General features: G+C 67.3%; 7 protein-coding genes. 3 read left to right on the forward strand and 4 right to left on the reverse strand.

Annotation, left to right across the window (positions count from 1 at the left end; genetic code table 11):
* Positions 1-672: 672 nt before the first annotated feature.
* Entirely contained in the window at positions 673-948 is a 276-nt protein-coding gene (locus ABZW74_RS16280; protein WP_355277546.1) for a DUF3039 domain-containing protein, read from the reverse strand.
* A 121-nt stretch (positions 949-1,069) separates the two neighbouring features.
* Here ABZW74_RS16280 and ABZW74_RS16285 point away from each other — a divergent pair, with 121 nt between their 5' ends.
* Positions 1,070-1,552 (forward strand): DUF3099 domain-containing protein, encoded by a 483-nt coding sequence (locus ABZW74_RS16285; RefSeq protein WP_240856994.1) that lies wholly within the window; start codon positions 1,070-1,072, stop codon positions 1,550-1,552.
* A 166-nt stretch (positions 1,553-1,718) separates the two neighbouring features.
* Positions 1,719-2,750 (forward strand): sigma-70 family RNA polymerase sigma factor, encoded by a 1,032-nt coding sequence (locus ABZW74_RS16290; protein ID WP_276614708.1) that lies wholly within the window; start codon positions 1,719-1,721, stop codon positions 2,748-2,750.
* 19 nt (positions 2,751-2,769) lie between these two features.
* Here the strand turns inward: ABZW74_RS16290 and ABZW74_RS16295 are convergent, their stop codons facing one another.
* Both ABZW74_RS16295 and ABZW74_RS16300 read right to left on the reverse strand, forming a co-directional pair.
* Positions 2,770-5,595 carry a GNAT family N-acetyltransferase gene (locus tag ABZW74_RS16295; RefSeq protein ID WP_355277549.1) on the reverse strand — a complete coding sequence of 942 codons (2,826 nt, stop codon included), beginning with the start codon at positions 5,593-5,595 and terminating at the stop codon, positions 2,770-2,772.
* Positions 5,588-6,832: an acetoin utilization protein AcuC gene (locus ABZW74_RS16300; RefSeq protein ID WP_240856992.1), complete on the reverse strand. Its 1,245-nt coding sequence runs from the start codon at positions 6,830-6,832 to the stop codon at positions 5,588-5,590. Before ABZW74_RS16300 ends, ABZW74_RS16295 begins: the two co-directional genes overlap by 8 nt.
* A 152-nt stretch (positions 6,833-6,984) precedes the next feature.
* Between ABZW74_RS16300 and ABZW74_RS16305 the strand changes: the two genes are divergently transcribed.
* On the forward strand, positions 6,985-7,668 hold the full coding sequence (locus ABZW74_RS16305) for a metal-dependent transcriptional regulator (RefSeq protein ID WP_240856991.1): 684 nt from the start codon (positions 6,985-6,987) through the stop codon (positions 7,666-7,668).
* Positions 7,669-7,680: 12 nt separating this feature from the next.
* Here ABZW74_RS16305 and ABZW74_RS16310 read toward each other — a convergent pair.
* A partial coding sequence (locus ABZW74_RS16310) for a DUF4192 domain-containing protein (protein ID WP_355277553.1) occupies positions 7,681-8,341 on the reverse strand: 661 nt, incomplete at its 5' end.

Consider the following 8,341-nt stretch of genomic DNA (forward strand, 5'->3'; position numbering starts at 1 on the left):
GGGAAGAGCGCGGCCTCGTCGCAGAAACCGCATTGGTCGCCAGGAACCGCTGATGTGGCCAGAAACCGCTGGTGCGCCTCGGGTTTCTGACCAGACACGCGGTTTCTGAAACCACGACACGCCGACGACGCGCCTCGGGTCGGCGAAGCGGCCGTCACGGACCACCCATCACAGAGACCTCACTTGTGGTCAGGGACCGTCGGCAGTTCCGAAGGTCTCTGACCAGAAACGAGGTCCCTGTCGACGCGCGGTCCTCGCGGCCCCGACGCCACGTAACCCCAGGTCAGAGCGTTGGTCGCCGAACTCTTCGGATCAGCGTTTCCCCGTCGTTGTTGCCGACGATCGTGGAGGCGGGAAGGGTTGGAGGTTGGGCCGGTGGCCAGAATCGGGCCCCTGACGGTGGTCCTCCGGGTATATCCCGGAAGCGGACGCTGACGGGCCCGATCTCAGTCACCGATTGCCGGTCGCCGCGTTCCGCCGACGGCGACGCCAGGAACATACGCCCACAAAAAGTCGGGGAAGAAACTTCGTCCCCGACCCTTGGTGTCTTCCCCCCGAAATTTGTAGGGGACGACCGTGAACCTCGGGGAAGAAACTTCTTCCCCTAGATTTTGCGGGCACGACAGTATCGTGTTTCCCCAGGTCACGACGCTGGTCACTGAACTCTTCGGATCAGCTCTTACGCATGCGTGCGTAGATCTTCTTGCACTTGGGACACACCGGTGACCCCGGTTTGGCCGACCGGGTGACGGGGAAGGTCTCCCCGCAAAGCGCGACGACGTAGGTGCCCATCACCGCACTCTCGGCGATCTTTTCCTTCTTCACGTAGTGGAAGAACTTCGGCCGGTCGTCGTCGCCGGAATCTGTGGCGTCGGCGTCGGGACGCTCGTCGGTCTTGGTGTCGGACCACTCATCGAGGTCCGGTCGTTCGATGGTTTCGGTTCCCATCCGTCCATTGTGCGCTGTGGCGGTTGTGCACGACGACCCGATGGTGCATTCACGTGCCGAAAGTGGGATGGTGGAAGGGGGGTTCGGCACGTTTCGGTGGCCGGTGGCGCGAAGGGAATTCATGGGTGAGTCGACGGCGCAGGGCGGTCGTGCACCATTTGATGACGGGCGCGGCAGCGGCGTGACCTCCGAGACGTTCCTGATCACCGACGCCGCGGAGTCCTACGAGGCCCAGCACCGGGCCCGGGTCCGGAAGTACCTGACGTTGATGGCATTTCGAGTGCCCGCTCTGGTGATCGCCGGCATCGTCTACAGCGCCACCGGGAACGGTCTGCTGGCGCTCGGCATCGTTGCCCTGTCCATTCCGCTGCCCTGGGTCGCCGTCCTCGTCGCCAACGACCGGCCACCCCGCAAACGCGGCGCCGTGCCGCACTATCTGCACGGTGCCGACCACTCGGTGATCGGACCGGCCGAACTGCATTCATCCGCCGTCGACTCAGATTCGGCGGACACCACGACGACCGCGGCACCGAAACCCGGCCCGGACTCGCGGACCATCGACTCGCGGACCATCGACTCCCACACCGTCGACCCCGACTCCTGATCCCACCCGAGCGCACATCTCAGCAACTTCTCAGACCTGGCGGCGCGACAACACCAGTTTGCCCAGGTCAGATACGCAACGGCCGCCAACGACGCTCGAGTAGCCGGGAACTTTCCCGATGCTCGACGCGTTGCACTCTGTGAACGCACTCAATTCAGGAGGCCGCATGTCACGCTCGACAGTTGCACGTTCAACCACGACCACTGGATTCACCAGCGCTGTCGGCGCAGACCCTGCCGCCACGCGCACCCGCCCGGCTATGACCGAGCAGGATCTCGACGCTCAGTCGCCCGCCGCCGACCTCGTCCGCGTCTACCTCAACGGCATCGGGCGCACTGCGCTGCTCAACGCCGAGCAAGAGGTCGAACTCGCGAAGCAGATCGAGGTGGGCCTGTACGCAAAGCATGTCCTCGCGAATCGCAAGCGGCTGTCGGCGACCAAGAAGCGTGATCTCGCTCAGATCATCCGCGAGGGTGAGGCTGCCCGCGCTCATCTGCTGGAAGCCAACCTCCGCCTGGTGGTATCGCTCGCCAAGCGCTACACCGGCCGTGGCATGCCCCTGCTCGATCTCATCCAGGAAGGCAACCTGGGACTGATCCGCGCAATGGAGAAGTTCGACTACGCAAAGGGATTCAAGTTCTCCACGTATGCGACCTGGTGGATTCGCCAGGCCATCACCCGCGGCATGGCCGACCAGTCACGCACCATCCGGCTCCCCGTCCACCTCGTCGAGCAGGTCAACAAGCTGGCCCGCATCAAGCGTGAGCTCCATCAGCAACTGGGCCGTGAGGCAACCGACGAGGAACTCGCCAACGAGTCCGGTATCCCGGCGGAGAAGATCGCCGATCTCCTCGACCACAGCCGCGACCCGGTGAGCCTCGACATGCCGGTCGGCAGCGACGAAGAAGCCCCACTGGGCGACTTCATCGAGGACGCGGAGGCCACCTCGGCCGAGAGCGCCGTCATCGCCGGGCTCATGCACACCGACGTCCGCGCCGTGCTGGCCACCCTCGACGAGCGTGAGCAGCAGGTCATCCGGATGCGCTACGGCCTCGACGACGGTCAGCCGCGCACCCTCGACCAGATCGGCCGCATGTTCGGGCTGTCCCGCGAGCGGGTCCGTCAGATCGAGCGTGAGGTCATGGGCAAGCTCCGCCAGGGCGACCGCGCCGAGCGGTTGCGCGCCTACGCGAGCTGAGATCTGCGCCCAATCTCCCCTAACCCAATCTTCTCGGTCCGGTGTCCGCACGTGTGGGCACCGGACCGATCCGTATCTGCGCGGTGAGCACCGCCGCCCCCTCCGGCGAGGCGAGGATCGGATCGCACAGCACCTCGCGCACCTCGGGAATGTCGTCGACGAGCGTGGAGATCCGCAACAGCGTGTCGATCAACGCGGCTTTGTCCACGGCCGCCTCTCCGCCGTAGCCCGACAGCAACGGTGCCGAACGCGGCTCGTCGATCAGTTCGGCGGCATCGAGTTCTGACAACGGGACGGCACGGTAGCCGTGGTCGCCGAGCAGCTCGAAGGTGCGGCCCGACAGCCCGAACGACACCAGCGATCCGAACGATGGGTCGTCGCGCACCCGGATGACCGTGCCGACCCCCTTGGGTGCCATTTTCTGCACATGCAGCACGTCGTCGCCGGTGAGACCGCTCAATTCGGCGAACGCCGTCACGACGGCGGTGGCGTCGGGCAGATCCAGACGCGCGCCCTCCCGGTCCAGACGGCCGCGCCACGCCGCCGAGGTTGCCTTCACGGCCACCGGGAAGCCGAGCTCGCGAGCCGCGGCCGACGCCTCGTGCAGGGTGCTCACCTCCCGGAACGGGACAACGGAGATCCCGTACCACCCGAGCACCTGTGCGCTGGCCAGATGATCGAGAACCATGCCCTGGTCGGTGTCGACTGCGACGTCGGCCAATGCCTCGCGCACGAACATCCGGGCGGCCTCGGGGTCGGTGCCGTCGGGACGCGCGACCACCGCTTCCGGACGTTGCCGCCATCGGGCGTACTGCCAGGCCCGCGCGAGGGCCGACGCGGCACGCTCGGGACTGGCGTACGACGGGATCGACCCACGATCGGGTAGCCCGTTGGCGCCGGGCTTCTTGAGTCCGGGCGGGATGCCGTCGACCGCGAGAAAGGTTGTCACGATCGGCTTCTTGCCGTCGGCGTCGGGAGTGTTCGCCGCCGCCATGAGGGCACGGGCATGCCAGTCGGCGTCGACCGCCACCGGCGGGACGAACACGACGAGGATCGCATCGACGCCCGGGTCGGCCATCGCCTCGGCAACCGCCGACTCGAACTGCTCCTCGGACGCGCCGGCCCCGAGATCGATCGCATCGAGAACCTCGAGCCCACCGCCGCGGGCGGTGTCGGCAGCGAGGCTGCCCAGCACCGACGAGTTGCCGATGATGCGCACCCGCGGACCGCGGGGCAACGGCTGAAACGCGAATGTCGTGGCACAGTCGAACAATTCGGGGATCGTGTCGACCTGGATCACACCGGCCTGTTCGAGGACCATCCGCGCGATCTGATCGTCGAGGCTCGCACCCCCCGACCGCGCGGCGCGCACCGGGGTCATCGCCCCTTTGCCCGACTTCACCGCGACGATCGGCTTGGACCGCGACACCCGACGAGCGATCCGGGAGAACTTGCGCGGATTACCGAAACTCTCCAGATACAGCAGCACGACGTCGGTGGCCGTGTCGGTGTCCCAGTACTGCAGCAGGTCGTTGCCGGAGACGTCGGCGCGATTGCCCGCCGAGACAAAGGTCGACAGCCCGATCTGCCTGCGGGCCGCGGTGTCGAGGATCGCGATGCCGAGGGCGCCGGACTGGCAGAAGAACCCGACGCGACCGGCAGCGGGAATGCGTGGGGCGAGAGTCGCATTCAGCGCGACAGCCGGATCGTTGTTGGCCACCCCGAGCGCGTTCGGACCCACCAGACGCATGCCGTGTTCGCGCACCTGTTCCACCAGTCGGTGTTCGCTGAGCAGGCCCTCCTCCCCGCTGTCGCCGAATCCCGACGACACCACCACGAGCGTGCGAACCCCCTTCACAAGGCAGTCGTCGAGCACGTCGGGCACCCGTTCGGCGGGTACCGCCACCACCGCCAGGTCCACCGGATCGGGGATGTCGCGCACCGTCTCGTAGGCCCGGATGCCACGCACCGACGGCGGCCGCTCCCGGGTGCGCCGACCGGGGACCGAGCGACCCGGCGCGGATCGGCCTGGGGCGGTGGCGTCGTCCTCGTGCGCGGTCGGGTCGTCGGGACCGTGTCCGGGCCCGTTGACCGGGAACACCGGGCCGGTGAAACCACCCGCAATGATGTTGGACAGCAGCGCGTTTCCGACTTTCTTGGGGTCGGTCGACGCACCGATCACCGCAACCGAACCCGGACGCAGCAGGTTGGCCACACTGCGTGCCTCCGACGCGCGTTCCCGCGCGTTTCGCACCGACAGCAAAGCCTCGGTGGGGTCGATGAGGAACTCGACGTGCACCGTCGATCCGTCGAAACTGCGCGACAGTTGGTAACCCGCATCGCGGAACACCGCGACCATGTTCGGGTTCTCGCTGAGCACCTCGGCCTCGAAGCGCGTGAAGCCGTTCTCGGCAGCCGCACCCGCGAGATGCTCCAACAAGATCGGGCCGAGACCGCGACCCTGATGCTCGTCGGCGACGACGAAGGCGACCTCCGCCGATTCCGGCTTGCCGTCGAGGGCGAGCCCTTCGTAGAGGCCCACCGCGATGATCTCGCCGCCGAGAACGGCGACCAGCGCGACTCGTTTCTGGTGATCCACCGTCGTCATCCGTGCGACCTCGCGGGGCGCAAGCGTCGGCGTTGGCCCGAAATACCGCATGTAGCGGGTCCGTTCGGACAGTTTGGAGTGGAATTCGACGATGCGGTCGGCGTCGTCGGGGACGATGGGGCGCAGGTGCACGACCCCACCGTCGGACGCCAGCACGTCGGCGATCCAATGCCGCGGATAGTCCCAAGGCCCACGCGGCTCCGGACGATCGGCAACGGTCGTGGGCTGCTCAGTCACGAGGATCCTCCGGGTCGAGTCCGTGGAGCGGATAGACCGCACGGCGGGTGGCGAGGATGGCACGGTCGGCCTGGCGTTGGGCGGACTCGCTGATTCCGTCGAGGGGTGCCTGTCCGGTGTCCCCGTCCCAGGCCGCGAAGGCCACATCACCGCCGTCGCCCATCACCCCCACCGGTGGCTGCGAGTAGTCGCTGTACACCTTGCTCGCCACCTGTTCGGCTGTGGCACGCCACGATTCGTCAATCTCCCGGGTCACGTCGACATCGCGGTCGAGTGCCACCCCGAGCAGGTGGGTCCAGCTGCGTGGAACCACGTTGACCACGCCGTAGCCGCCGCCACCGACCGCCACCCACCGGCCTTCGCAGTACCGGTCCGCGAGTTCACGCATCGCGATCATCGCGGCACGCTGTCCGTCGACCGTCAGCGACAGGTCGGTCAGCGGGTCGGCCCGATGGCTGTCGACGCCGCACTGCGAGATCAGGATCTGCGGCCGGAACTCGGCGATGAGCGACGGCACCACCGCGTGGAACGCGCGCAGCCACAGCCGATCCTGCGTGTCCGGCATGAGTGCGAGGTTGACCGCCGACCCGGCCGCCGCGTCGTTGCCGACCTCGGTGGGCCAGCCCGTACCGGGCCACAGCGTCGCCGGATGCTGATGCACCGACACCGTCATGACCCGGGGATCGTCGACGAAGGCTGCCTGGACCCCATCACCGTGGTGGGCGTCGATGTCGATGTAGGCGATCCGGTCGAAACCGTTCTCCAGCAACCAGTGGATGGCCACCGCGCAGTCGTTGTAGATGCAGAACCCGGCTGCCCGCGAACGCATCGCATGGTGCATGCCGCCGCCGATGTTGACCGCCCGGTTCACCGAGCCGGACGCCACCGCCTGCGCCGCTGCCAAGGTGCCGCCGACGAGGAGTCGGGCCGCCTCGTGCATGCCGTCGAACACCGGGTTGTCCGCGTCACCCAGGCCGAACAGGCGCTCGAGCAGAGGTCCCGACAGCGACGCCGTTCCCGACCCGACAGCGCGCACCGCATCGATGTAGTCGGAGGTGTGCACCACCTTCAGCACGTCGTCGTCGATGGACAGCGGCGGAGCGGGCTCGACGCCGTCGAGAACACCGAGGCTGCCCGCGAGGGTCATGGTGAGCGCGAGCCGCACCGGATTCATCGGGTGGGTATCTGCCCATCGGTAGGACAAGAAGTCCTCACTCCAGATGACGGTCGCACTCATTGCGCACTCGCTCGATCGGCCACGCCTCAAGGCTAGTGCCATGTCTCGACGCTGCGGTACCAGTCCGGCGGACACGCCTTGCCGAGGTCGGCCGAAGGTGTTCGCGCCGCAGGTCAAGGTACTCTGGAGGGGGACGAAAGGGACTGCGCACAGTGAACGATCTGGTTGACACCACCGAGATGTACTTGCGGACGATCTACGACCTCGAAGAGGAAGGCATCGTGCCACTGCGGGCACGTATCGCCGAGCGTTTGGAACAGAGCGGACCGACCGTGTCCCAGACCGTTGCGCGCATGGAACGCGACGGCCTGCTCCGCGTGGCAGGCGACCGCCACCTCGAACTCACCGACAAGGGCCGCGGACTCGCGATCGCCGTCATGCGCAAGCACCGGCTGGCCGAACGACTGCTGGTCGACGTCATCGGCATGCCGTGGGACGAGGTTCACGAAGAGGCGTGCCGCTGGGAACACGTCATGAGTGAGAACGTCGAGCGCCGTTTGCTCTCCGTACTCAAGAATCCGACGACCTCGCCGTACGGCAACCCGATTCCGGGTCTCGAAGCGCTCGGCGCCGAGCCCGTCGGCAGCGAGGCGCCTGCGACTCGACTGTCCGACCTCCCGCAGGGCGACAAGGTCGCGGTGATCGTGCGACGCCTGTCCGAGCATGCGCAGTCCGACACAGCACTCATCGGCCAGCTGCGTGAGGCCGGAGTGGTGCCGAACGCCCGCGTCACCGTCACCTGCTCGGGGAGCACCGTCACCATCGACACGCCCGGGCACGAAGGCCTGAACCTGTCGAACGAGATGGCGCACTCGGTCTTCGTCGACAAGGTGTGAGGCGACGGGCATTCAACCCACGGCACGCAGAGTCGGATTCGGGATGACCACACCCAACTCCGCTGCGGCACGGTAAGAGTCGTCGATCATCTCCCACAGTGTGTTGGGCCGCATGCCGTTCCGGAGCGCACGATCGAGGAGACCGGCCAACGACCACGAGGGATCGGCGGCCAGCGCCGCGTCGAGGGCAACACCGGCATAGGCACCCTCACCCCCGATGTAGTGCAGATGGGCGAGCATCGTGGCCGCGCTCGCCCGGCCCTGCTTCTGCAGACGCCGGGTCAGTTCGCGCCAGAGCAGCTCGGCACCGTCGCGCAGGTCGGTCACGGCGAGCGCCAACGCCGCATCACGCACCGGCAGTGTGAGGATGGCACGTTCGAGCTCGTTCAGCGTCGAGCAGTCGAGTTTCGGCGGACCGGCCTGCACCCGGTCGACGATCAGAGCGAGCAGTCTCCGATGTTCGGCAGTGTCCTGCGCGCCGACACCGTCGAGCGGCTCGTTCGGTGCGTCGAGGTGGTTGCAGACGGGCTCGGCACACCGAGGCGACGGGACAAGCATCTGCTGCATCTCCGAGCGGCTCGAGAGCAGGCGCCTGCCCGTCGACACGGCCGTGGCTATCGCGGTCGGGCAGGTGCGCGGATCGGCGAGGACGCCGGCACCGGCCTTGGGCACC

Origin of the sequence: Gordonia sp. NPDC003585 (assembly GCF_040610755.1) — a bacterium.
Classification (GTDB): Bacteria; Actinomycetota; Actinomycetes; order Mycobacteriales; family Mycobacteriaceae; genus Gordonia.

Excerpts from the sequence above, each read along its gene's own strand:
- ABZW74_RS16300 (WP_240856992.1), bottom strand. The coding sequence starts at position 6,832 with ATGAGTGCGACCGTCATCTGGAGTGAGGACTTCTTGTCCTACCGATGG.
- ABZW74_RS16280 (WP_355277546.1), bottom strand. The coding sequence starts at position 948 with ATGGGAACCGAAACCATCGAACGACCGGACCTCGATGAGTGGTCCGAC.
- ABZW74_RS16285 (WP_240856994.1), top strand. The coding sequence starts at position 1,070 with ATGGGTGAGTCGACGGCGCAGGGCGGTCGTGCACCATTTGATGACGGG.
- ABZW74_RS16290 (WP_276614708.1), top strand. The coding sequence starts at position 1,719 with ATGTCACGCTCGACAGTTGCACGTTCAACCACGACCACTGGATTCACC.